Consider the following 21,954-nt stretch of genomic DNA (forward strand, 5'->3'; position numbering starts at 1 on the left):
CGGCGCAATGGGCCTGCGTGCAGCCCTAGGCAGAGAAGGAGCTGAGCTCGCTCTCGTTTGCGGGAGGCTTGATGTCTCCGCTCTTGATCTTTTCGCCGATCTCGACGGCCTCGTTGTAGATCTCGTCGCCGATGATGTCATGCCCCTCGGGGATCCCCACGCAGTCCTCGGTCATGCCCAGGCTGATCGTGGTGCCGCCCTCGAGGTCGCCGGACTCGATCCGGGTGGACACGTCCACGACGGCCACGTCGACGCGCTTGAGCGCCGAGGTGATGACGTTGTCCTCGGCGAGGTAGGACTGGTCCATGTCCACGCCGATCGCGTACTGGTTGGCCTCCTTGGCCGCCTCGATGACGCCCGTGCCCACGCCACCGGCGGCGTGGAAGACGATGTCGCAGCCGTCCGAGAACATCTTCTGCGTGATGGACTTGCCCTTGGCGGAGTCGCTGAAGGACTCGGCGTACTGGGCCTGGACCTCGACGCTCGTGCCCTTGGTGGAGTTGGCGTAGGCGACGCCGCCCTTGTAGCCAAACTCGAACTGGTCGATGACGTCCGAGGAGACGCCGCCCACAAAGCCGACCTTGCCCGTCTTGGTGAAGCACGCCGCGATGTAGCCGACCATGAACGAGGGCTCCTGGGCGCGGAACTGGACGCCGGTGAGGTTGGAGACGTCAGAGGCGTTCGCGTTGTCGACGATGGCGAACTTGACGTCGGGATTCTGCTGGGCGGACTTCTCGACGGCGTCGGCCATGGCAAAGCCCACGCCCCAGATCAGGTTAGAGCCGTCATCGACGGCCTTGTCCAGGTTGGTGGCGTAGTCGGCCTCCTGCTTGGACTCGAGGTAGCTCACCTCCCAGCCCTTCTCCTCGTTGAGCTGCTGAAGGCCGGCCCAAGAGAGCTGGTTGAAGGACTGGTCGTTGACGCCGCCGGTGTCGGTGATCATCTCGAGCTTGTAGCTGGCCTCGGAATCCGTGCTGGAGGAGCCGGAATCGGAGGAGGAGTCGGAGGTACTCGAGCCACCACCGCACCCCGCCAGGCCGAGACCCGCAAAGACCGCCACGGCACCCATCCCCCCGATGAAGCCACGACGCGAAACGCTGTGATTCTCCCTCATTGCAACGCTCCTTCTCTGTTGTATCTCGGCTGGACGCCGAGACCCCTTTGAGACGGCCTTGTCCGTCTCCTTTTGAACGGGCCCGAAGACCCGTGAAGTGCCCGCTTTTTGTGCACTCCCCCTGGCATTAGCGCACATCCGAGGTGGCAACTCCCAGCGCAACTTCCATCATCTGGGTGAATGACGTCTGGCGCTCCTCGGCCGGCAAAGATGCGCCCGTGAGGGGAAGGTCGGAGACGGTGAGCAGGGTCACAGCGCGCTTCTTGGCGCGCAGGGCGTTGAGGTACAGGGCGACCGACTCCATCTCCACCGCCAGCACCCCCATGCGTGCCCAGCGCTCGTTGACCGTCTCGTCGTCGTTGTAGAAGACGTCGGAGGACAGGACGTTGCCAACCTTGTAGTCAAAGCCAAGCTGCTCGGCCACCTCGACGGCGCGGCGCAGAAGGCCAAAGTCGGCGAGAGGGGCGAGCGTGCCGGGCATGTGGAACTGCGCGGCGTAGTTGGAGTCCGTGCAGGCGCCCATGCCCATGACCAGGTCGCGCAGCTGCACGTCGGGGGCTAGGCCGCCCGCGGTGCCAATGCGGATGATCGCATCCACGTCGTAGAAGTTGAAGAGCTCGTAGGAGTAGATGCCGATGGACGGCATGCCCATGCCCGATCCCATGACCGAGACGCGCGCGCCCTGATAGGTTCCCGTGTAGCCGAGCATGCCGCGCACGGAGTTGAACTGATCGACGTCCTCAAGGTAGGTCTGGGCCACGAACTGGGCGCGCAGCGGGTCTCCGGGCATGAGGACCATCTTTGCGATCTGCCCCTTGGCGGCGGCGTTGTGCGGGGTGGGGGTGAGCGCCATGTCCTAGCCCTCCAGGATCTGGTCGAGATGAGACGTTCCGATGGGGAGCATGGGAGCCCCCAGATAGTCGAGGACGGTCGCGGCGACGTCGGCGAACGTGGGGAGCGTCCCCAGGTTCGCGCCCGGCTTGACGCGCGGGCCCGCGATGAGCCAGGGGACGTACTCGCGCGAATGGTCGGTCGAGGGAGTGACGGGGTCGCAGCCGTGATCGGCGCTGATCATGAGCAGATCGTCCTCGCCGAGACCCGTCAGGAGCTCGGGCAACTTGGCGTCAAAGTACGAGATTGCCTTGGCATAGCCCACCGCGTCGTTGCGATGGCCGTAGATCATGTCGGTGTCCACGAGGTTCGTGAAGCACAGGCCGTTGAAGGCGCGCCCCGTACGCTCGATGGTCTTGTCGATCCCCTCGGGGTTGCCCGAGGTGTAGACGAAGTCGGTCATGCCGCGATGGGCGAAGATATCGTAGATCTTGCCCACCGAGAGCACGTCGTAGCCGCTCTTGGAGAGGACGTCGAGCATCGTGGGTCCCGTGGGCTCCAGGGAGAAGTCGTGGCGACGCGGAGTGCGCGTGAAGGAGCCGTCCTCGCCCACAAACGGACGAGCTATGACGCGAGCGACGCCGTGCTCCCCGGTGAGAATCGCGCGGGCGATACGGCAGTACGCGTAGAGCTGCTCGACGGGAACGACGTCCTCGTGAGCGGCGATCTGGAAGACGCTATCCGCCGAGGTGTAGACGATCAGCTTGCCGGTGTCCCGATGCTCCTGGCCAAAGTCCTTGATGACCTCGGTGCCGGAGTAGGGCCGGTTGCAGAGCACGCCGCGCCCCGTCTGGCGCTCGAACTCCTTGATGACCTCGGGAGGGAAACCCTCAGGGTAGGTCGGGAAGCGGCGCGGCGTGACGACGCCCGCCATCTCCCAGTGGCCGACGGTGGTGTCCTTGCCGGCCGAGGCCTCCCGCAGGCGCGCGAAGGCTCCCGTGGGATGCGCGATGGGCGCGAGGTCAACGTCACGGGGGCCCTCGAGCGCGCCCTCGATGTTAAGGAGGCCCAGCTTGGTGAGGTTGGGAATGTGAAGCTCTCCCGAGGTCTCGCATGCGGTAAGCGTGTTGCTCAGCTCGTCGTCGAAGTCGGGCCAGTCGGGCTCCGATCCTATGCCAAAGCTGTCAAGAACGACAAGAAACACGCGCCGATCGGCATGGGAAGCCTCACTCATGTGTACTCCAATCCCCGATGGGTCTGCACCCGCTCCCTGGCATGATGCACGAACTGTCGCTTGCCGTGACGTGCATAAATATCTGCTTACCATCTTGTTACTTTGATTAGCCGACGTCAGTCTACTTCATCGCTTCTCTCGCACGAACCGCCCCTGCGCCTCAGTGTTACGAGTGGCAGGTGATTTGCCGCGAGTGGCAGATGCGGGAAGGCGATGCTGCCACAGGAGACGCGGGGCGCGCCGGCCGTCACCAGAAATCTTCGTCTTCAGGGTGCAAAAGCACCTTCTGGCCCCCTTTTACGACCGCCTGACCCCAGCGGCGCCCTTTTCTCACAGCCTTCTTTACACAACGTCAGGGCCTCCGTATAATGACGAGAAATAAAGAAGTGATTACGTCTCTAAAGAAGTGCTGAGGAGGAGGTCCCATGCTCACCGAACGAGAACGGCAGATTCTTGACTGGATCCGCGAGGACCCCTCCGTCACCCAAAGGGAGATAGCCGAACGCGCGAGCATCTCTCGCTCCTCGGTCGCCGTCCACATCTCCAACCTCGCGCGCAAGGGGGCCATCCTGGGACGGCAGTACGTCATCTCCGAGAGCCCCTACGCCGTGATCATCGGGGGTGCCAACATGGACATCGCCGGCCGGCCCGACCACGACCTGGTGCCGCGCGACTCCAACCCCGGCACAGTGCGCATGTCGGCGGGCGGCGCCGGTCGCAACATCGCCCATAACATGGCGCTTCTGGGCTGCAACGTCAAGTTCATCTCGGCCTTTGGCGACGACCTGCACGCCCGCGAGCTGCAGGATAGCTGCCGCTCCGTGGGCATCGAGGTCAAGGATTCCGTGACCATCCCCGGGGCGGCCACCTCGACCTACCTGTTCATCATGGACGAGACGGGTGACATGCAGCTCGCCATCGCCGACATGGCCATCTACGACCGTCTCACGCCCTCGTGCCTCGGGCGCAAGCTCGACCTCATCGAACGCGCGGCCCTGTGCGTGGTCGACACCAACATTCCCGCAGAGAGCCTCCAGTGGCTCACCGAGCACGTCTCGGTCCCCCTCTTCTGCGACCCCGTCTCCACGGCCAAGGCGCACAAGCTCGACGGCATCCTGGGCAAGCTCCACACCATCAAGCCCAACCAGCTCGAGGCCCAGACCCTCTCGGGTGTTGAGATCCATGACGAGAAGACCCTGCACCTCGCCGCTCAGCGCCTCCTGGACACGGGCCTGGAGCAGGTGTTCATCTCGCTCGACACACGAGGCCTCTACTGCGCCAACCACGATTGCCAGTTCGAGCTGTCCACGTTCGACAGCGAGGTGGTCAATGCCACCGGAGCCGGGGACTCGATGATGGCCGCCATCGCATGGGCATACCTCGACGGGGCCGACCTCAGGGGGCAGGGACTGGCTGGCCTGGCCACCTCCTCCTTGTGCGTGGAGTCCGCCGGCACCATCAACCCGGCCATCACCGCAGCGGCGGTCCGCAGGAGGATGTCCGCGTCGCCCGGGGAGCACAAGTCCGCCTAGGGGCATGCGCCCGATCAAACCACGTAGCCAACCCTACATGAAAGGAACTGCCATGAAGGAGCTCAACCAGTACCTGGACGTTGCCCCCGAGGTCAAGAAGGCGCTCGAGGAGGGCCGGCCTGTCGTCGCCCTGGAGTCCACCATCATCTCGCACGGCATGCCCTACCCCCAAAACGTCGAGACGGCCCTCGAGGTCGAGCGCCTCGTGCGCGAGAGCGGCGCCGTGCCGGCGACCATCGCCGTCATCGGCGGGCGCCTGCGCGCCGGCCTGTCCAAGGAGGAGATCGACCATCTGGGCAAGAAGGGCCACGGCGTGGCCAAGGTCTCCCGCCGCGACCTCGCAGTGGTCTGCGCCCGGGGCATGGACGGCGCCACGACCGTCACCACCACGATGATCATCGCCCACATGGCCGGCATCGAGGTCTTTGCCACCGGCGGCGTGGGCGGCGTCCACCGCGGCGCCGAGACCACCATGGACGTCTCGGCCGACCTCGAGGAGCTGGCGCAGACCCCCGTCATGGTCATCTGCGCGGGCGCCAAGTCCATTCTCGACCTGGGCCTCACGCTCGAGTACCTGGAGACCAGGGGCGTGCCCGTCCTGGGCTACCAGACCCAGGAGCTGCCCGCCTTCTACACCCGCCACTCCGGCTTCGCCGTGGACTACGAGGTCGACAGCCCCGAGGAGCTCGCGCGGGTCTTCCACACCAAGCGTGAGATGGGCCTGTCCGGCGGCGTCCTGGTGGGCAACCCAATCCCCGAGGAGTACTCGATGGACAAGGCCGTCATCGACCAGGCCATCGACCAGGCGCTCGCCGAGGCTGACGAACAGGGAATCCACGGCAAGGAGTGCACGCCGTTTCTTCTCGCCAAGGTCGCAGAGCTCACCGGCGGGGACTCGCTCGACTCCAACATCCGCCTCGTGTTCAACAACGTGGTCCTGGGGGCCAAGACCGCCGTTGCCCTGCGCGCCCTCGAGGGGTAGCTCCCTCTCGCGTCCCACGCCCGCCGTCTGCGCCCGCAGCCACGCCGCTCGCCGACATGGCTGCGGGCGCTTTTCCATAAAGGGACATATGTCCTCGAATGTAAACCAGCAGCTCCGTAGAATGGCCCAAAAGGGGTTCGATGACGCCGGAGAGAGGGCCGTGGACGTTCTCGGATACATCAGCGCGCTGAACGCGCCCACGCGCGAGGCGCTCATGCCGTGGGCGCGTCGCATCCCGGCTGGCCTCCTGGCGCGCTGCCGCCTCATCCACGTGGAGCGCGGCGAGGAGCTCGTGAGCATGTTCGATCGCTGCGAGCACGTCTACGTCCTGTGCGTGGGTCGCATTCGAACCACGACCCGGAGCGTCTCGGGCTCGAGCTTCACCATCGACGAGTTCGAGGCCCCCACGGTCTTCGGGGAGATGGAGCTCCTGGCCCAGAGCCCGATCACCCTGGGATCGCTCGTGGCACTGAGCGGCTGCTCGTTCATCGCGGCGCCGCAGGCGGACTACCTCGCCTGGCTCACGTCCGACCCCGAGGCCCTTCTCGCCCGCTCGCGCTGGGTCGTGAGGAGCCTCCTGCGTCAGATGGGCAACGCGCGCAGCCTCATGGGCTGGAGCGCAACGAGGCGCCTCATGTTCGTCTTGTTCCAGTCCTGTCACCAGGGCACGGGGCGCAGCGAAAACGGAGGCGCCACCATCCAGGCCACGCGCGCGGAGCTCGCCGAGCGGGCCGGCGTGAGTACCAAGACCGTCTCGCGCGCGCTGGGCGAGCTCGAGGGCCGCCAGATGCTCAGGCGCTCAGGCAGAAAGATCGTCATTGACCGGGACGCCTACGAGCGCCTGGAAAACGAGATACGACACGAGCTGGAGTCGGAGCCGCCCCAGGGCGGCAAGAGGGAGGAACAATGAGCGACAACGGGTACCTGAACATCATCACCGCGAGCAACCTCACCTACAAGCAGAAGGTGCTGCACCTGGCGCAGGCCGCCGAGAACTCCGTGCGCCCCCTCAAGACCACCAAGGAGTTCGACCGCTTCTTCGAGGCCCGCGCGCTCGACGACATGCAGGAGGGCAACGCCCCCTATCGCCCGCGCTACATCTGCCCCGACTACCAGCACTTTTCCGGCCACGGCTCCGAGTTCCTTCACCTGGATGCCCCCAGGGACCTCGACGACCTGCTCTGGGGCCTCTCGATGGTCTATAACAACGTGCCCTCCGTCACGAGCCGTCCCGTCTCGGTGGGGCAGCTCGACAAGATCATCGACCCGTTCCTTGACGGCGTCTCCGACGACGAGGCCAAGCGCGCGCTCAAGCACTTCCTGAACTACATCGACCGCACCGTAGCCTCTGGCTACTGCCATGCCAACATAGGCCCCGAGGACACCCGAGCCGGTCGCCTGCTCCTTGAGGTCGAGGCCGAGCTCCAAAACGCCGTGCCAAACTTCACCCTGAAGTACGACCCCGCGGTGACGCCCGACGACTTCATGCGCCTCGCGCTTACGACCGCCATGAAGTGCGCCAACCCGGCGTTTGCCAACCACGCCATTCACAAGCACACCTATCAGGGCGGCTACCAGGTTGTGAGCTGCTACAACGTGCTGCCCCTGGGCGGCGGTGCCTACTGCCTGGACCGCCTCCTGCTGCCGGGCATGGCGCGCCTGGCCACGAGCGTCGACGACTTCCTGGACAACATCCTGCCCTCGGCCACCGGCGAGCTGTGCAACTACATGAACGAGCGCATCCGCTTCGAGGTTGAGGAGTCTAACTTTTTCCAGAGCTCCTGGCTCGTCAAGGACGGCCTCATCAGCCGCGAGCGCTTCACCGGGATGTTCGGCGTGGCTGGTATGAGCGAGTGCGTGAAGGAGCTCCTGCACCTGGGAGACGAGCGCGCCTACGGCACGGACCCCGAGGCCGACGAGCTGGCCGAGAAGATCATGCAGAAGATCTACGACCAGGTCAACGAGTTCGACGCCGTGTACTCCGAGGTGGCGGGCGGCCGCTTCACCCTGCACGCGCAGGCCGGCTTCTCCGACCAGGTGGGCGTCACGCCGGGCGTGCGCGTCAAGGTGGGCGACGAGCCCGAGGTCCTCTACGACCACATTCGCCAGGCCGCGAGCCTGCACCGCTTCTTCAACGCCGGCGTGTCCGACATCTTCCCCGTCGAACCCACGGCCGAGAAGAACCCGGATGCCCTTCTCGACGTCATCAAAGCCGCCTTCTCCATCGACGACAAGTACCTGTCGTTCTACTCGTCCGACGGCGACCTCGTGCGCATCACGGGCTTCCTCGTAAAGCGCTCCGAGATGGAGAAGTACGCCAAGGGCGAGGCGGTTCTCGCTGATACCTCCCACGACGGCGAGGGCAACTGGCGCGCCAACGACCTTGCCGACCGCAAGGTCAGGCTCTAGGTCGGAGCCCTAGTCATGTCCGCACACGTCCCCATCAACAACATCATCCCGTTCTCCTTGGTGGACGGGCCGGGGGCTCGCTGCTCGGTGTTTTTGCAGGGCTGCAACATTCGCTGCGCCTACTGTCACAACCCCGAGACCCAGTCCCTGTGCGTGGCCTGCGGCGCCTGCGTGAGGGCCTGTCCGGCACGGGCTCTCACGCTCGAGGCGGGCGCAGTCGTGTGGGACTCCGAGCTTTGCACGGGTTGCGATACGTGCATTGGCACCTGCACGTATCGCTCCTCGCCGCGCATCCGCCACATGGACGCGCGTGAGGTCTTTGCCGAGGTATCCAGCTATCAGCCCTTCATCCGTGGCGTCACGACCTCGGGCGGCGAGTGCATGCTCTACCCGGAGTTTTTGCTTGAGCTCTTTGGCCTATGCCGCGCGGCGGGGATCGGCGCCCTCATCGACTCCAACGGGACAATCGACTTCTCTGAGCACGAGGGGCTCCTAAACGTGGCCGACGGCGTGATGATTGACGTCAAGGCGTGGAGCGACGCGTGGTTCGTGCACCTCACGGGCACCGACGGCGCGACGGTGAGAAAGAACCTCGCCTTTCTGGCGGAGCGCGACAAGCTCGAAGAGGTGCGCGTCATCGTGACCGAGGGATGGAACGACCCCGAGGATGCCGTGGACGGCATCGCGGCCACGCTGGGCAGGCGCGTGGGGGCCGCGCGTCTGCGCCTCATGCGCTTCCGCCACTTTGGGGTGCGCGGGCCCATGGCGAGCGCGCCCTCCCCCTCCGACGCACGGATGGACGCGCTGGAGGCACGAGCGCACGAGCTTGGCTTTGGCGAGGTCGTGGTCAGCTAGGGGGCGCACGGCTCGTCAGCTGCAGCTCAACCGGGCATCTCCCGTTCTTTGGTTCTTTGAACGCTATCGGCAGTTCGGAGGCTTGTTTCTCGTCCGCACCTGCCGATAGCGTTCAAAGAGCGAGTCCAAGACGACAAGAAGCTCTCGCCCCCTGACAACTATGAACCGTGGAGTCTCTCGAGGCCACCGGCTATGGCGCCAGCACGTCAAGCGGTACGACCTGAATTCCTTCGTCTGTTACGTAAGCGGGAGCCCCATAGGCAACTACGACACATTTTGCGACGGGCGGTTTCTCTCCCTGCAAGCGTCGACTCGTTGCGAGCAAGCGAGGCAAGTAGGGCATTCACCTTATCGGGGCTACGACGCACACCATCTAACCTCGATATATCTGAATCGGCGACCGTCTGCACGTATTCTGCCGCTATTCGCATCGCCGCTTTCGTCGAAAGGCCGACAGACCGGGGCCACCCACCACGACATACAGCTTCCGCCACAGACGGAAGACCAGACATCGATCCTTGTGCCCTGGTGAACGTGTCTCCGGAGAGTAACCGCGAAAGAGGAATTTCTCCCGTGGATCTTCCCGACTCAAAGAGGGTCATGGTATCCATTCTCAGCACGGAGAAACGCCCTACGCCACTATGCATAGGCTGAGCGGCGTCATGGGGGGTCGACGAGCCCGTGAGGATAAACTGCCCCGGATCTCCCCTACGGTCGCACTCAAAGCGAGCCGCATCCCATAACTTTGGCACCTCTTGCCACTCGTCTATGAGACGCGGCGTCGGCCCCTCCATCGCTGTCGCGGGGTCCGCAGTCGCCATGAGCCGTCCTGCGAAGTCACCGGCTGGATCAGTCATCGAGATTTCAGACTTTGCGTATCTGCGCCCGATCGTGATCTTGCCGCACCACTTTGGCCCGCGAAGCACGAGAGTACCGAATAGAGAAAGGTCTTCCTCAAGCCCGGAGTCCACGACGCGGGGGATGTACTCTCTCATGATGTGCCCTTCTCCCTCTTTAGCGGGATGGTTAAAATAGCGGCATCACCTGAACTAATGTGCAAATTTCCAGTGTTTTTGAGGGCACTTTTCCAGACCACCACGATCACTTGAGCATTCTTTGAGCGGAGCGTAACCAGCATTTTATACAGAACGTCATCGAACTAGCCTCCTACGGGGAGCTACCCATTGGCAGCACGATGCTCTTCGTGAGCGCTGGCTCAAGGCTGGGAAGAGATGTCCGGAGGACTCGCGCAGAGCCCTTATACAGGGATACTATCTAGACACACCATCTCGGAGGAGCGGCAGCCATGGCCACGGAACCAGATCTCACCACGAGACAGTTCGTGAGAATTCTACGGGAGCTTCCCGCGCATACCCCGGCAGCGGGCCTCTTTATCAAGAGTGCATTGAACGGCCCCGGATACGCAGGCGTCTCAAAATTCGGCTATGCGGACGAACGAGAGCATATGCTCTCCTGGTTCGGCTGTCAGGACGGGAACAACGGTAGCGGAGCCTATTCTCGCAAAGTTCCCAACACGAGCGCCCGCGTAGCCTATGGCAGACTCCAGAACGCCGGATCCCTTCTGTGGATTGCAGAGGCGCTCGGCGAAGATGAGAGCGCTGTGGAGCTCGTAGCCAAAGAGGCCCTGCAGGAGACCGACCATCGCCGCCGATGCAAAATCGTGCGCAGCCACTTCTCCTGGGAGCGCGTCTACGCTCTGGCAATGAAAACGAAGGGAATGTCAGCTGGGACGGGTCAACAGGGCTTCGTTCTTTGAACGAGCGAGGCAGAAAGGTGGCACGCGCCACGCGACCTAGAGGCGAAAGCCCGTTACCTGGCTCTGCAGCTCCGTCAGCTGGGCGATACCCGCCTGGCCCAGGTCGAGTAGCTCGTCGAGCTGCTCCCGGCTCAGAAGCGCTCGCTCGCCGGTGCCCTGCACCTCCACGATCTGGCTCTTCTCGTTTCCCACCAGGTTGAGGTCAACGTCTGCATGGGAGTCCTCGGGATAGTCCAGGTCGAGCAGGGGCCTACCACCCACGATTCCCGCGGAGATGGCCGCCACCTGGCCCGTCAGCGGCAGGCGCGGCAGGCGTCCCTTCTCCACGAGGGACAAGAGCGCCGCGTGCAGCGCGACCCAGGCTCCCGTCACGGAGGCCGTGCGGGTACCTCCGTCCGCCTGAAGAACGTCGCAGTCGAGCGTAATCGTGACCTCACCCAGCCGGTCGAGCCGGCAGACCGCCCGCAGGCTCCGCCCGATGAGACGCTCGATCTCCATCGAGCGGCCCTTACGACCTCGATACTCGCGCGACGTGCGACGGTTGGTGGAGGCGGGAAGCATCGCATACTCCGCCGTAACCCAGCCGGCATGGCTTCCCTTGCGCCAGGAGGGCACACCCTCCTCGACCGTTGCCGAGCAGAGCACGCGCGTGTCCCCGAACTCGGCCAGGCAGGATCCCGTCGCGTTCTTCATCACGTTCGGCGTGAGCGTGACGGGCCGCATCTGAGAGGCGGAGCGGTCCTGTGCGCGAGCAGGGGTGGAAGCAGAGTCGGAAGTCATGAACGTCCCTTCGGCCTCCTCGGCGGCCACGTTAAGAGCAAAAAAAGAATCAGGGGCCACGAGGAGCCCCTGAGCGCGTGCATGGTGGGCGATGACGGGTTCGAACCGCCGACCTTGTGCGTGTAAAGCACCTGCGCTAGCCACTGCGCCAATCGCCCGGACTCAAGAAGTCTACCACGGCACGCCGCAGCATGGCGTCTCCAGAGCTTCGTGTCCTATACTTAGCCGCATGAATACGACGACGCTCGCCTCGTTGGCCACGCTCCTCACCGAGCAGGGCCTTCTCGCAGGCACCCACAACCTCACGGCCGAGACGGGCACCATACCCGTCACCGGTGCCGACTGCAACTCGCGCGTCGTGCGCGCGGGCCATCTCTTTGTGTGCAAGGGCCGGGCCTTCTCGCCTGCCTACCTCACGAGCGCGCTCGAGCAGGGGGCCGTGGCGTATCTCTGCGACGAGGAGCACGCCGACGGGCTCGCGGCAACCGCCCCGGGCGTGCCGGCTCTCATAGCCTCCGACCTCAGGCGGGCCATGGCCGTGACGTCGGCGGAGGCCTTTGGCCATCCGGACCGCGACCTCACGACCATCGGCATCACGGGGACCAAGGGCAAGTCCACGGTCTCCTACATGCTGCGCGCCGTGCTCGACGGCGGCGAGCCCTATTCCACAGCGGGCGTCATCGGTTCCATCGAGACCTTTGACGGCGTCGAGAACCTCGAGAGCCACAACACCACGCCTGAGGCCCCCGACCTCTGGCGCCACATCGCGCACATGCGCGACGCGCACCTGGCCTACCTTGATATGGAGGTCTCGAGCCAGGGCCTCAAGTACGACCGCGTCTTGGGCCTTGACCTGGACGTGGCCTGCTTCCTCAACATCGGGCGCGACCACATCTCTCCCGTGGAGCACCCGAACTTCGAGGATTACTTTGCCAGCAAGCTGCGCATCTTCGATCACGCCCGCGCCGCCGTGATCAACCTCGACTGCGACCATGCTGACGTCATCCGCACCCATGCCGAGAAGTGCGAGCGCGTGCTGAGCTTCTCCGCCGAGACGCGTCCCGGGGCCGACGTGTGGGCAACTGACGTCCGCTCCTCCTGTGGCGTCGTGCAGTTTCGCGCTCACACTCCCAGCTGGGAGGGAAACATCGCCCTTGCCATGCCGGGCCTCTTCAACGTGGACAACGCGCTCGCCACGATTGCCATCTGCGAGCTCCTGGGTATTGGCCGGGAGCGCATCCAGGCGGCACTCGTCCGCGCCAAGGTTCCCGGTCGCATGGAGCTGCTCCTGACGCCCGACCAGAAGGTCGTGGGCCTGGTCGACTACGCGCATAACAAGCTCTCCTACCAGAAGCTCTTCTCCTCCCTCAAGAAGGAGTTCCCCGGGTTCAGGATCATCGCGCTCTTTGGGGCACCGGGCGGCAAGGCACACGAGCGCCGACAAGAGCTGCCCCAGGAGGCAGCCAAGTGGGCCGACCACCTCATCTACACCGAGGAGGACCCCGCCCACGACTCCCTCGAGGAGATTTGCGCCCAGCTGGCAGACGCCACGCCGCGGGACACGTCCTACGAGGTCATCTACGATCGCCCCGCTGCCGTGCGACGGGCCGTGGAGCTGGGCTACGAGGGCGAGGACCGCGCGCTCGTGTGCCTTCTTGCCAAGGGTGACGAGACCCGCCAGCACGTGGGCGACGCCTTCGTGCCCTGTCGCACCGACGCCGACCTCTTCCAGGAAGCCGTACGCGCCCACGCCCAGAAGGACGAGTCGGAAACGTAGGCGCGAGCGCCCACTCAGCGCACCTCCTACGTTTACGCAGGTAGAAGAGTCGTTGGTTCTTGTCAGTCGAGGATTCCTGTCATTTGCGGCCGCACAAGCGAGAGAAGCTCGAGAGGGGCCGACGTCGAGAAAAAGGGCCGGAACCCGCAGGTCCCAGCCCCCATACCAGGCGCGAAGCAGCTCGTTAGTTCTCAAAGTCCTTCTCGTCAAAGCCGACGACCCATGTCACCAGGTAGTGTCTCAAAAGTTGGTGTAAGCGGTGCCTTCGCCCGTGAACCCGCTTCCTCCTAACGCATCCTATGCCGCCCTCCTCCTCGAGTCAACGCCGTCCGCCTTCACCAGCCGGATGATGGCGGCGGCATGCTCGGCCGCGGTTCCCTCGTACGTCGGTGCCGGCGCTGGCGTACGCTGGGAGTCCTCCTCGTAGGCCTCCTGGATGGACCCTGCGGAGAACCAGCGTCTCGACTGCCAGGCCTCGTCCATCTCCGAGAGAGCGGCACCGACGTACCTGAGGAGGCTCCTCCTCGAGGGGAAGACCTGCACGACGCGGCTCCTGCGCTTGATCTCCCGGTTGGTGCGCTCCTGGATGTTGTTGGTCCTGAGCCTGATGTGGTGCTCGTAGGGGAAGTCGAGGTAGGCGAGCGCGTCAGCCTCGGTCTCCTCCAGGAGCTCGCCCGCCGCGGGGCAGATGGCGCCAACCTCGTCGATCGCCAGGTGGTAGAGCTCCCTGACGAGGTCCGGGTCACGCTCCGCGAACACGGCCGAGAGCACCTGCCCCACGAGGGCGCGCTGGCGCCTTGTCCTGGCGAGCGAGCAGCAGTTCCTCTCGAGGTGGACGATGCAGCGCTGCCAGGCGGCGCCCGGGAAGGTCTCCTCGATGGCACGCCTCAGCCCCTCGTGGGCGTCGGAGACGACGCAGATGACGTCCGCCACGCCACGGTCGCGCAGGCCCCTCAGGAACCCGAGCCAGGACGCGTAGGACTCCGTGTCGACCGCGTCGACGCCGACGAGGTAGCGGTGGCCGTCATCGGCGGCCGCTATCGCCGTCACCACGGCCACGGAGCCGACGTGCCCGCCCTCCCGGGCCTTGATGTAGGTGGCGTCGAGCCACAGGTAGGGGAAACGCAGGTCGCGGAAGACGCGCCCCTGCAGGTCTGCGACCGTCTCGTCGAGCGTGGCGCACATCCGGGAGACGGCATCCTTGCCGAGCCTGTCGGCACCGAGCGTGTGGGCCACGCGCTCGACCTTCCTCGTCGAGACCCCACAGGTGACCATCTCGGCCACGGCCGCCACGATCGCGCGGTCGGTCCTGGAGTATCGCTCCACCAGGTCCTCGGGGAAGAAGGACCCGCGCCTGAGCTTGGGTATGCGGAGGGTGATCGTGCCGACGCTCGTGAGCAGCGAGCGCTCCCGGTAGCCGTTCCTCTGGTTGCCGCCCTCGCACTCGAGGTCGGCCTCGACGCTCATCACCTCGTTGACGACGGACTCGGCGAGCACCCTCGCCAGCTCGCCCACGTTCACCATCCCGTCGTCGAACCGGGGCAGCCCCGGTGTCACACCGTCCTGCCCATCGCCTATGATTGCCATAGCGGTCATCGCCTCTCCTAGTCCCGATACGTCGCTGTTCGGGATTCTAGGGCGATGGCCGTTCCCCTCAGGCCTTCAGGCCTGAGGGGAACGTGCTTACACCAACTTTCGCGACACGATCTGTCACCACGAAGGTCACCACGAACACGAGTGCCATGCCGATAAGGGCAACCACGAAGTTGTTGCCTCCTGCGGGATCGATGAACTGCGGCAGGCTCACCAGGGAGACAGTAATGAGCTCGAACACCTTGACATGCATGAGGCCGCAGTACAGGCCACCTACCGCGCAGCCCACGAACGTGGCAATGAGAGGCTTCTTAAGCTTGAGCGTGAGGCCATACATGCAGGGCTCGGTCACGCCAGCCGTGGCAATGGGAAGCACAGCGCTGCCAGCGAACTCCTTGATCTCGCGGCTCTTAGCCTTGAAGAAGATCGCCAGGGAGACCGCAAGCTGCGTGAAGTTGATAACGGCGAAGCCCACCCAGAGGAAAGGATCAAAGCCCAAGGTCGAGAGGTTAGAGAGGGCTGTGGGCATCAAAATCCAATGGCTTCCCGTAAGGATGAGCACGGGCATGATAAGGCAGACAGCAAAGACGCCCAGCAGGTAGTAGTTCTGATACAGCGCGAGCATGGCGCTAGCGATGACCTCGCCGATGATGGAGCCCACGGGGCCCGTTACCAGGAGCGTCAGTGGGGCCATAACAATAAAAGTAGGCAAAAGCTCAATGAGGCCAAGCTTGTTGAAGAACGTCTTGGAGAACAGCCGCTCAACCTTGGACTGAGCCCACACGGTGATAAGCGCCGGGAGCAGCGACGAACTGTAGGAGATGGCGTGCACCGGCAGACCAAAGAGACTCACAGAATCACCTGCGCTCACCAGGCCGGTGAAGGTGGGGTGCAGAAGAATTCCCACGAGCATGAGCGAGATCACGGTATTGCACTTGAAGTGTTTGGAGGCGCTCCATGCGATCATGAACGGCATGAAGTAGAAGAACACATCGCTCATCATGTTGAGCAGCACGTACGTCTGACTCGTGGTGTCGAGCGCTCCGAGCAGGACAAGAATCGAGAGAACCGCCTTGAATAGCCCCGTGACCACGAGTCCGTTAAGGACCGGCGTGATGGTGGACGACATGGTATTCAAAGGAATGTTGATCCAATACGAGAAACCCTTCTTGACCGGCTTGACGGGCTTCTCGTCGGCGACGGACTCTGCGGCTACCTCACCCTCGCCGGTGATGCCTGGCAGGCTCGTCACGGCGTCGTAGACCTTCGTCACGTCATTGCCAATCACAACCTGATACTGACCGGCCGCGAGCGCGGTCCCGGCAACGCCCGATAGCTTCCTGAGGTGATCCTCCCGTACTGCCTCGTTGTCCTTGAGAGTAAAGCGGAGCCTGGTAAAGCAGTGCGTTACGCTTGAGACATTCGAGGGCCCACCCACGTCTTCAATAATCTGACGGGCAAGGTCTTCATAGGTATCCACGGTCATCTCCCCTTCCGCTCGGCGGCTTACGGGCCGCTGCGTTGTTTTGAAGCTCTCATGTAGAAATATAGAAGGCAGAGAGCGTCGCGCGTGGTTCATTAAACGAACCACCAGGTCAGTGGAGGTTAGCGGCTACGCACCGTAAAGATGTAGGTAGCATGCCGAAAGCAAGTCAAAGAAGTATGTCATCCCATATTTTCCGAACAACCCCCAGCTGTCGTGGTCAATGGGGCTGCAGTTGAGACAGTAAGTTCGGTCATAGTCATCAATGCGCACGGCTGCGGGGTTTGCCGTAATAAGGTACTTCTCGGATTCGATCTCGCTGATCCAGCTCTCTATATTACGTGCGAACACGCCGGACGCCGAGACCACCACAACGAGTCGGTCCTCGTCATCTGTAGACTCCACGAGGCGCGTCCGATAAGAATCCGTTGCAAGTTGAATGAACTTTTGCGCATAGAAGAGCTCCTGCTGAAATCGCACAAGCGTTCCGCTGGTATTGTTGGCGCATACGAGAACCACGCCGGCATGATCATGGAGGCTCCGAGAAAGGGCAACGACCTGGTCGTTGTTCACCGTGCGTCCCATCTCCGACAACATATCCTCAATGCCCCCGTCGAGGCTTGCACGATACTCCACAACATTTTCCTGCAGGTCTCGATGGTTAAGGTCGCTCGGATAGGCGGCTGTTGTCACCTGAGACTTAAGCTCGCTGAAGCTGCTAAAACCCAGCTTGTTGCAAAATCGACGGACCGCCGAGCGCGTCACAAAGGCATTCTCCGTGATATCGGTAATCATCAAGGAGCGCAAGTTGTCCAAGCGTGGAACGAGGTAGCGGGCAATAGCGTAGTCGCTGTCTCGCTTGCGCGAGTTGAGAATTTCCGAGATTGAACTGAGGAGGCCAAAGCCGTTAGCGTCCACGTCTGACCCCCGTCTCGTATGCGTCAGCTCTTGGGCTGGCGTATCAAATCCCGATACCATCCCCAGCTCTTCTTGGGAATCCGCTTGAGACCGTTGTCAAAGTCAACGCGCACGAGGCCATAGCGCTTCTCGTAGCCGTTGACCCAGCTATAGAGGTCCATGGTAGACCAATAGTAATAGCCTCGCACGTTGGCACCTTCACGCTTGGCTTTCTCCAGATGGTCCAGAAACTCTCCGATAACCGATATGCGCCCATCGTCTTCCACGAAACCGCGCGCGTCAGGCGTCTCGTAGCTGCCGTGTCCGTTTTCGGCGACCACGGGAGGGTTGCCGTACTGCTCCTTCACCCGCATAAGCGACGAGTACATGACGCGAGGGAGAAGCTCTCTTCCCCACTGGTTGTGTGTCTCCCCTGCATCGTAGGCAGTTTCAAACAGGGGGGCGACCACCTGCCCCTCCACGCTCGAGCTGTCCGCTCCCTTTATGTTCCCAGACGCCTGCATGGCGCCGCCCTGCCAGTCCGTTACATACTTGCGGCAGAACACGTTCAGGCTCAGAAAGTCTACGATACCGTCGGAGAAAATCTCCTCTTCATTGGGCACGCGATACAGATAGGTGCCTAGCTTCTCAAGCATGGCATTGGTCTCGGGGGGAATCCTGCCCTCGAGTGCCGGACACAGGATCAATCGATTGTAGAAGAAGTCAGCCGCTGCATAAACGCCCTCACGACCTCGCGTCCCCGGGGCCAGCTCAACATTGCAGTCTTGATGTATAACGCCAATGGCCCCCTCATAGCCGCCCCCATGGAACGCCTTAATCGCCTTGGCGCTCCCCAGCATCTGGTTGTACTGCCACTGAAGGTACGACTGGATATCCACATGCCGGCAAGGCGGGTAAATCCCCAGAAAGTTGGCACAGTAGCTGTAGTACTGAGGCTCGTCCACCGTCGACCAGAGGCACACGCGGTCGCCAAAACGCTCAAAGCACACGCAGGCGTACGCGCAGAAGGCATCTGCGGTAGCAGAGTTCGACCACCCCCCCGTAAGGGCCATGGCATAGGGCAGGTCATACTGGAGGAGGGTGAGATTGGGCTCCACCCCTCGTTCGACGCAGTAGTCAATGAGATCATTGTAGAAGGAGACGCCCTGCTCGTTCACCTCACCGGTACCCTGGGGAATGATGCGACTCCATGAGAGGGACAGGCGCACGGAGTTCTGGCCGCCCTGGGCCATGAGGTCAATGTCCTCGCGATAACGATGATAGAAGTCGCTTGTCTGCGTAGCATCAACGTGATTGGTATTCATGTGAGGCTGTGCGTTGAAGTAGTCCCACTCGCCTAGGCCCCTTCCGTCAGCATCCCACGCACCCTCACACTGATACGCGGAGTTTGCCGAGCCCCAGATGAAGGGACGCCCCTCGAACTCTCTTGATGTGAACCTCATGCCCCAGCCTCCCCGAGCTCATGCTTCTGGGGCTACTGTAGCGTCTGGTCGGGGATCAAGGCGCTTCAAATAATGAAGCGCGACCGTGGCCGGACTCTTTGCGGCGCGTTCTTTGAACGCCACCAGCGGCTCAAGGTGAAATAGCCAATCAGGAACTGCTGGTGGCGTTCAAGGAACCGCGAGAGCGCCCAACAAGAGCTACCCCGAGCGGTGAGGCTATCTCATCCTTGCGCGCGTGTCGTCAATGATGCGACGCACCTCAGATGCGTTGAGGGCAATCTCCTCCACGGCGCCCTTAGTAAGTAGACCACCCATTCCGCAGCAGTCAACGCCCTTTTCCACCCATTCGGAGAGGTTTTCAAGGGTGATGCCACCCGAGGCCATAAGGGGCATCCAGGGAGTCGGCGTCTTGAAGAGCCCTACGAGTGACGGACCATAGGTGTTGGAGATGGGGAAGCACTTGATGAATGCCGCCCCCACCTCGAGCGCGTGGTTTGCCTCGGTCATCGTGGTGCAGCCCGGGGCGTAGGGAATCTGATAGAGATTACAGGTCCGAGCGACCTCTTCAGAGAAGCAGTTGGCAACCACAAACTGGGCACCAGACATCTGAGCTAGGCGCGCCGTCGCAGCATCCATGACCGTGCCCGCGCCCACGAGCACGTCATGGCCAAAGCGCTCTCGTATGCCAGAGATGACCTCTCCTGCGTTGGGCAGGGTGTAGCTTATCTCCATCGCCCTGACGCCACCTTTGAGCAGTCCTTCCGCTATCTCGCAGCCACGCTCAACCGTAGGCGTTCTCACGACCGCAAACGCACAGGTCTCGTAGAGGGCCTGGGTAACGGTTGCTTTTTGCATATTCATGCATTTCTCCTTGTCTTGTGCACCAGGGCGTAAGGTCATCATTGAATGCCCCTACGCATGTGCAATACCATAATGATCGAGCATGACCCTGATGGAATCGTCGAGCCCGGCAGGCACCTCGCCCACGGGTCTTCGAGCTGGGCCTACGGGCACGCCCGCAAGTTCGAGGGAGCGCTTGAGCATCGAGGGGGTCGAGCCTAGGTGAAGAACGTCTCGAAGGGGCTCGATGTCCGCCTGAAGACGCGTGACAGCGGTAGTGTCACCTCTCTTGAGCGCATTCCATAGGGTCACCACCACATCACAGATGAGATTGGCCGTACCGGCGATTGTCCCGGATGCCCCCAGTTCGTAGGCCTCCGAGATCTTTCCATCAGACCCTACGAGCACATCCATGTCATGTCCCCTTGCGGCACGTACGTAACTCGCGAGATTGTCCATGTCTCCCGAAGAGTCCTTAATACCTCTAATGTTATCGATCGGGGCTAGCTTGGCCACAATGCCAGCCGGCAAATTCATGCCTGTGGATTTGGGAATGTTGTAGAGAATAATTGGAATTTTTACGCTTGCCGAGACATCCTCATAGTAGCTTTCGATCTCCCTGGAGGTGATGCCCATGAAGTAGGGGTTAATGACCGAGAGCGCCGATGCCCCCAAGGCCTCCGCCTCACGCGACAGCTCACATGCCTCATACGTAGAGCAGGAACCCGTTCCCACGTACACGGGCACGCGCCCTCTCACATACTCTATGACATGGCGAGAAAAGTCGACTTTCTCCTTGTGGCCCACAAGATGGAACTCTCCGTTAGAGCCAAAGACGAAGATGCCCGAGGCACCCGCAGAGACAAGCCTGTCGATGAGCTGCTCGGCCACCTCGTAATTGATGGTCTGTCTCTCATCACGATTGAACGGGGTGACCATGGGAACGATGACACCAGAAAAAGTTGTCATAGCACTGTCTTTCTCCTAGAGACCTTCCGCAAAACGACGTATTCCTATGTGTCCAAGAGCTCATTGGTGTGAACCGCACTTTCCCTGATGAGAGACAGCGCCTCATCCACAAGCTCTGCAGTGAACTTCCCCTGGTCAAGACTCATGTAGAGCCCGATGAGCGCGGGCAGATTCACCCCCGTAATTACATCGCACTGATACTTACGCGTCAGGGCGGAGAAGACGTTGGAAGGAGTTCCCCCTAAGAGGTCGACGAGCACAATCACGCGCTCACCATGAGCCGCAGCGAGTTTCTCTTCAGCCAGGCACGTGAAATCTTCGAAGGACATCCCCGGCATGAGAGACACGACCTCGATGCCCTCAAGCTTTCCTAGTATCATCTCGGCGGACTTCACGAGTTCTTCGCCAAGCCTTCCATGCGTTCCTAGAACAATTTTCATACGTTTCCTGTCTGCCATACCTAGAGGCCCAGGTGCTCGAGCACGACACCCGTGGAGACGGCACAGGTACGTGCCTCCGATTCATTGGTCCTTGAGCCAATGTGGGGAGTGAGCAGGAAGTTGTCGAGCGAGAGCAGGCGGTCATCAGGTGCGGGGGGTTCTTTCGAATACACGTCAAAACATGCGGAGCGAATCTCCCCATTCATGAGGGCGTTGTAAAGATCGCCTTCATCCACGACCCCTCCGCGCGCGGCGTTGACCAAGCATGCGTTGGCTTTCATAAGCTTGAGTTCTGGCTCAGCAATCAAGTTGTGCGTACTCTCAAGCAAGGGGACATGAAGAGATACATAGTCGGAGCCCTCGAGAAGATCGTCGAAACTCGCTATCTCAGCGCCGTACTCCTCTGCTGTTTTTGTATCCACAACAAGGGCATCATAGGCCTTAACACGCATGCCGATTCCCGCGGCAATTCGCGAGAGACATTTCCCGATAGCGCCAAATCCTACGATACCTAGCGTCTTTCCAGCAAGCTCTGTCCCTGTCGGCTTACCCCATCCTCCGCCTTTAACCTCACGAAGCGCGGGCCACAGATTCTTGGCGTCTGCGAACATGAGCGCGGCCACATGCTCGGCAACGGACAGCGAGTTTGATCCGACAGTACGCCCCACGAAAATTCCCCTCTTAGCGGCATGCGCAACATTGATGTTGTCGGTCCCCACTCCGAACTTACAAATCACCTTAAGGTGGGAGCACATGTCGATGACCTCATCGCCCATCCGGTCAACGCCGACGATAATGGCGTCGGCATCGGTCGCCTTCTTAAGGAATTGCTCTGGCGAATAGGCCCTGCCAGTGTCGTTGTAGTCCACCTCGAGTCCCTTGGATTCCATCCGCTTGACCTCATCGAGCCCATACTTGGCAAACCCACGGGGCGTGATGAGAACTTTCATGAATGCTCCTCTCTGCCCATCGGAGCGT

At 62.2% G+C, this 21,954-nt stretch carries 20 protein-coding genes and 1 tRNA gene; 7 read left to right on the forward strand and 14 right to left on the reverse strand.

Annotated features, from left to right (window positions below):
- Window positions 1-25: 25 nt before the first annotated feature.
- The 3 genes from INP52_RS09085 to INP52_RS09095 form a co-directional block, all read right to left on the reverse strand.
- Window positions 26-1,114 (reverse strand): BMP family lipoprotein, encoded by a 1,089-nt coding sequence (locus INP52_RS09085; RefSeq protein ID WP_194371079.1) that lies wholly within the window; start codon window positions 1,112-1,114, stop codon window positions 26-28.
- A 127-nt stretch (window positions 1,115-1,241) separates the two neighbouring features.
- Complete coding sequence (deoD, locus tag INP52_RS09090) at window positions 1,242-1,967, reverse strand: purine-nucleoside phosphorylase (RefSeq protein ID WP_194371081.1); 726 nt, start codon at window positions 1,965-1,967, stop codon at window positions 1,242-1,244.
- Between the two features lie 3 nt (window positions 1,968-1,970).
- Complete coding sequence (locus tag INP52_RS09095; RefSeq protein WP_194371083.1) at window positions 1,971-3,179, reverse strand: phosphopentomutase; 1,209 nt, start codon at window positions 3,177-3,179, stop codon at window positions 1,971-1,973.
- Window positions 3,180-3,604: 425 nt separating this feature from the next.
- Here INP52_RS09095 and INP52_RS09100 point away from each other — a divergent pair, with 425 nt between their 5' ends.
- From INP52_RS09100 to INP52_RS09120, 5 genes are all read left to right on the forward strand, one after another.
- Window positions 3,605-4,711 (forward strand): PfkB family carbohydrate kinase, encoded by a 1,107-nt coding sequence (locus INP52_RS09100; RefSeq protein ID WP_194371085.1) that lies wholly within the window; start codon window positions 3,605-3,607, stop codon window positions 4,709-4,711.
- Between the two features lie 52 nt (window positions 4,712-4,763).
- Complete coding sequence (locus tag INP52_RS09105) at window positions 4,764-5,693, forward strand: pseudouridine-5'-phosphate glycosidase (RefSeq protein WP_194371087.1); 930 nt, start codon at window positions 4,764-4,766, stop codon at window positions 5,691-5,693.
- A 121-nt stretch (window positions 5,694-5,814) separates the two neighbouring features.
- Window positions 5,815-6,603: a Crp/Fnr family transcriptional regulator gene (locus tag INP52_RS09110; protein WP_194371089.1), complete on the forward strand. Its 789-nt coding sequence runs from the start codon at window positions 5,815-5,817 to the stop codon at window positions 6,601-6,603.
- Window positions 6,600-8,102, forward strand: a complete 1,503-nt coding sequence (locus tag INP52_RS09115; protein ID WP_194371091.1) for a YjjI family glycine radical enzyme — start codon at window positions 6,600-6,602, stop codon at window positions 8,100-8,102. Before INP52_RS09110 ends, INP52_RS09115 begins: the two co-directional genes overlap by 4 nt.
- Window positions 8,103-8,117: 15 nt before the next feature.
- Window positions 8,118-8,957, forward strand: coding sequence for a YjjW family glycine radical enzyme activase (locus tag INP52_RS09120; RefSeq protein ID WP_194371093.1), 840 nt, complete (start codon window positions 8,118-8,120; stop codon window positions 8,955-8,957).
- A 206-nt stretch (window positions 8,958-9,163) separates the two neighbouring features.
- On the opposite strand, the gene INP52_RS10210 is transcribed toward INP52_RS09120, so the two are convergent.
- The gene (locus INP52_RS10210) at window positions 9,164-9,952 is read right to left on the reverse strand and encodes an ATP-binding protein (RefSeq protein ID WP_194371095.1); all 789 of its coding nucleotides are present in this window, start codon (window positions 9,950-9,952) and stop codon (window positions 9,164-9,166) included.
- A gap of 311 nt (window positions 9,953-10,263) precedes the next feature.
- Between INP52_RS10210 and INP52_RS09130 the strand changes: the two genes are divergently transcribed.
- Window positions 10,264-10,734, forward strand: a complete 471-nt coding sequence (locus INP52_RS09130) for a hypothetical protein (RefSeq protein WP_194371097.1) — start codon at window positions 10,264-10,266, stop codon at window positions 10,732-10,734.
- A 36-nt stretch (window positions 10,735-10,770) separates the two neighbouring features.
- Here the strand turns inward: INP52_RS09130 and rph are convergent, their stop codons facing one another.
- The gene (gene rph, locus INP52_RS09135) at window positions 10,771-11,514 is read right to left on the reverse strand and encodes a ribonuclease PH (RefSeq protein WP_194371099.1); all 744 of its coding nucleotides are present in this window, start codon (window positions 11,512-11,514) and stop codon (window positions 10,771-10,773) included.
- An 82-nt stretch (window positions 11,515-11,596) separates the two neighbouring features.
- A tRNA-Val gene (locus INP52_RS09140) sits at window positions 11,597-11,672 on the reverse strand.
- A gap of 71 nt (window positions 11,673-11,743) precedes the next feature.
- Between INP52_RS09140 and INP52_RS09145 the strand changes: the two genes are divergently transcribed.
- Window positions 11,744-13,291 (forward strand): Mur ligase family protein, encoded by a 1,548-nt coding sequence (locus INP52_RS09145; RefSeq protein ID WP_194371101.1) that lies wholly within the window; start codon window positions 11,744-11,746, stop codon window positions 13,289-13,291.
- 297 nt (window positions 13,292-13,588) lie between these two features.
- On the opposite strand, the gene INP52_RS09150 is transcribed toward INP52_RS09145, so the two are convergent.
- From INP52_RS09150 to INP52_RS09185, 8 genes are all read right to left on the reverse strand, one after another.
- Window positions 13,589-14,878, reverse strand: coding sequence for an IS256 family transposase (locus tag INP52_RS09150; protein WP_228478260.1), 1,290 nt, complete (start codon window positions 14,876-14,878; stop codon window positions 13,589-13,591).
- A gap of 67 nt (window positions 14,879-14,945) precedes the next feature.
- Window positions 14,946-16,364 (reverse strand): PTS transporter subunit EIIC, encoded by a 1,419-nt coding sequence (locus INP52_RS09155; protein WP_228478331.1) that lies wholly within the window; start codon window positions 16,362-16,364, stop codon window positions 14,946-14,948.
- A gap of 132 nt (window positions 16,365-16,496) precedes the next feature.
- Window positions 16,497-17,285: a MurR/RpiR family transcriptional regulator gene (locus INP52_RS09160; protein ID WP_194371106.1), complete on the reverse strand. Its 789-nt coding sequence runs from the start codon at window positions 17,283-17,285 to the stop codon at window positions 16,497-16,499.
- 23 nt (window positions 17,286-17,308) lie between these two features.
- Entirely contained in the window at window positions 17,309-18,727 is a 1,419-nt protein-coding gene (locus tag INP52_RS09165) for a glycoside hydrolase family 1 protein (protein ID WP_194371108.1), read from the reverse strand.
- Window positions 18,728-18,943: 216 nt separating this feature from the next.
- Entirely contained in the window at window positions 18,944-19,582 is a 639-nt protein-coding gene (locus INP52_RS09170; RefSeq protein WP_228478332.1) for a beta/alpha barrel domain-containing protein, read from the reverse strand.
- A 57-nt stretch (window positions 19,583-19,639) separates the two neighbouring features.
- The gene (locus tag INP52_RS09175; protein ID WP_194371112.1) at window positions 19,640-20,536 is read right to left on the reverse strand and encodes a dihydrodipicolinate synthase family protein; all 897 of its coding nucleotides are present in this window, start codon (window positions 20,534-20,536) and stop codon (window positions 19,640-19,642) included.
- 44 nt (window positions 20,537-20,580) lie between these two features.
- Window positions 20,581-20,994 (reverse strand): PTS sugar transporter subunit IIA, encoded by a 414-nt coding sequence (locus tag INP52_RS09180; protein ID WP_194371114.1) that lies wholly within the window; start codon window positions 20,992-20,994, stop codon window positions 20,581-20,583.
- A gap of 2 nt (window positions 20,995-20,996) precedes the next feature.
- The gene (locus INP52_RS09185; protein WP_194371116.1) at window positions 20,997-21,926 is read right to left on the reverse strand and encodes a phosphoglycerate dehydrogenase; all 930 of its coding nucleotides are present in this window, start codon (window positions 21,924-21,926) and stop codon (window positions 20,997-20,999) included.
- Window positions 21,927-21,954 lie beyond the last annotated feature (28 nt).

The organism is Thermophilibacter immobilis, from assembly GCF_015277515.1.
Taxonomy (GTDB): Bacteria; Actinomycetota; Coriobacteriia; order Coriobacteriales; family Atopobiaceae; genus Thermophilibacter; species Thermophilibacter immobilis.

What these genes read in the sequence shown, in the direction of transcription:
- INP52_RS10210 (WP_194371095.1), bottom strand. Translation starts at nt 9,952, where the DNA reads ATGAGAGAGTACATCCCCCGCGTCGTGGACTCCGGGCTTGAGGAAGAC.
- INP52_RS09180 (WP_194371114.1), bottom strand. Translation starts at nt 20,994, where the DNA reads ATGGCAGACAGGAAACGTATGAAAATTGTTCTAGGAACGCATGGAAGG.
- INP52_RS09120 (WP_194371093.1), top strand. Translation starts at nt 8,118, where the DNA reads ATGTCCGCACACGTCCCCATCAACAACATCATCCCGTTCTCCTTGGTG.
- INP52_RS09170 (WP_228478332.1), bottom strand. Translation starts at nt 19,582, where the DNA reads ATGCAAAAAGCAACCGTTACCCAGGCCCTCTACGAGACCTGTGCGTTT.
- INP52_RS09085 (WP_194371079.1), bottom strand. Translation starts at nt 1,114, where the DNA reads ATGAGGGAGAATCACAGCGTTTCGCGTCGTGGCTTCATCGGGGGGATG.
- INP52_RS09100 (WP_194371085.1), top strand. Translation starts at nt 3,605, where the DNA reads ATGCTCACCGAACGAGAACGGCAGATTCTTGACTGGATCCGCGAGGAC.
- INP52_RS09185 (WP_194371116.1), bottom strand. Translation starts at nt 21,926, where the DNA reads ATGAAAGTTCTCATCACGCCCCGTGGGTTTGCCAAGTATGGGCTCGAT.
- INP52_RS09175 (WP_194371112.1), bottom strand. Translation starts at nt 20,536, where the DNA reads ATGACAACTTTTTCTGGTGTCATCGTTCCCATGGTCACCCCGTTCAAT.
- INP52_RS09130 (WP_194371097.1), top strand. Translation starts at nt 10,264, where the DNA reads ATGGCCACGGAACCAGATCTCACCACGAGACAGTTCGTGAGAATTCTA.
- INP52_RS09095 (WP_194371083.1), bottom strand. Translation starts at nt 3,179, where the DNA reads ATGAGTGAGGCTTCCCATGCCGATCGGCGCGTGTTTCTTGTCGTTCTT.
- rph (WP_194371099.1), bottom strand. Translation starts at nt 11,514, where the DNA reads ATGACTTCCGACTCTGCTTCCACCCCTGCTCGCGCACAGGACCGCTCC.
- INP52_RS09115 (WP_194371091.1), top strand. Translation starts at nt 6,600, where the DNA reads ATGAGCGACAACGGGTACCTGAACATCATCACCGCGAGCAACCTCACC.
- INP52_RS09105 (WP_194371087.1), top strand. Translation starts at nt 4,764, where the DNA reads ATGAAGGAGCTCAACCAGTACCTGGACGTTGCCCCCGAGGTCAAGAAG.
- INP52_RS09150 (WP_228478260.1), bottom strand. Translation starts at nt 14,878, where the DNA reads ATGGCAATCATAGGCGATGGGCAGGACGGTGTGACACCGGGGCTGCCC.
- INP52_RS09110 (WP_194371089.1), top strand. Translation starts at nt 5,815, where the DNA reads ATGGCCCAAAAGGGGTTCGATGACGCCGGAGAGAGGGCCGTGGACGTT.
- INP52_RS09165 (WP_194371108.1), bottom strand. Translation starts at nt 18,727, where the DNA reads ATGAGGTTCACATCAAGAGAGTTCGAGGGGCGTCCCTTCATCTGGGGC.
- deoD (WP_194371081.1), bottom strand. Translation starts at nt 1,967, where the DNA reads ATGGCGCTCACCCCCACCCCGCACAACGCCGCCGCCAAGGGGCAGATC.
- INP52_RS09145 (WP_194371101.1), top strand. Translation starts at nt 11,744, where the DNA reads ATGAATACGACGACGCTCGCCTCGTTGGCCACGCTCCTCACCGAGCAG.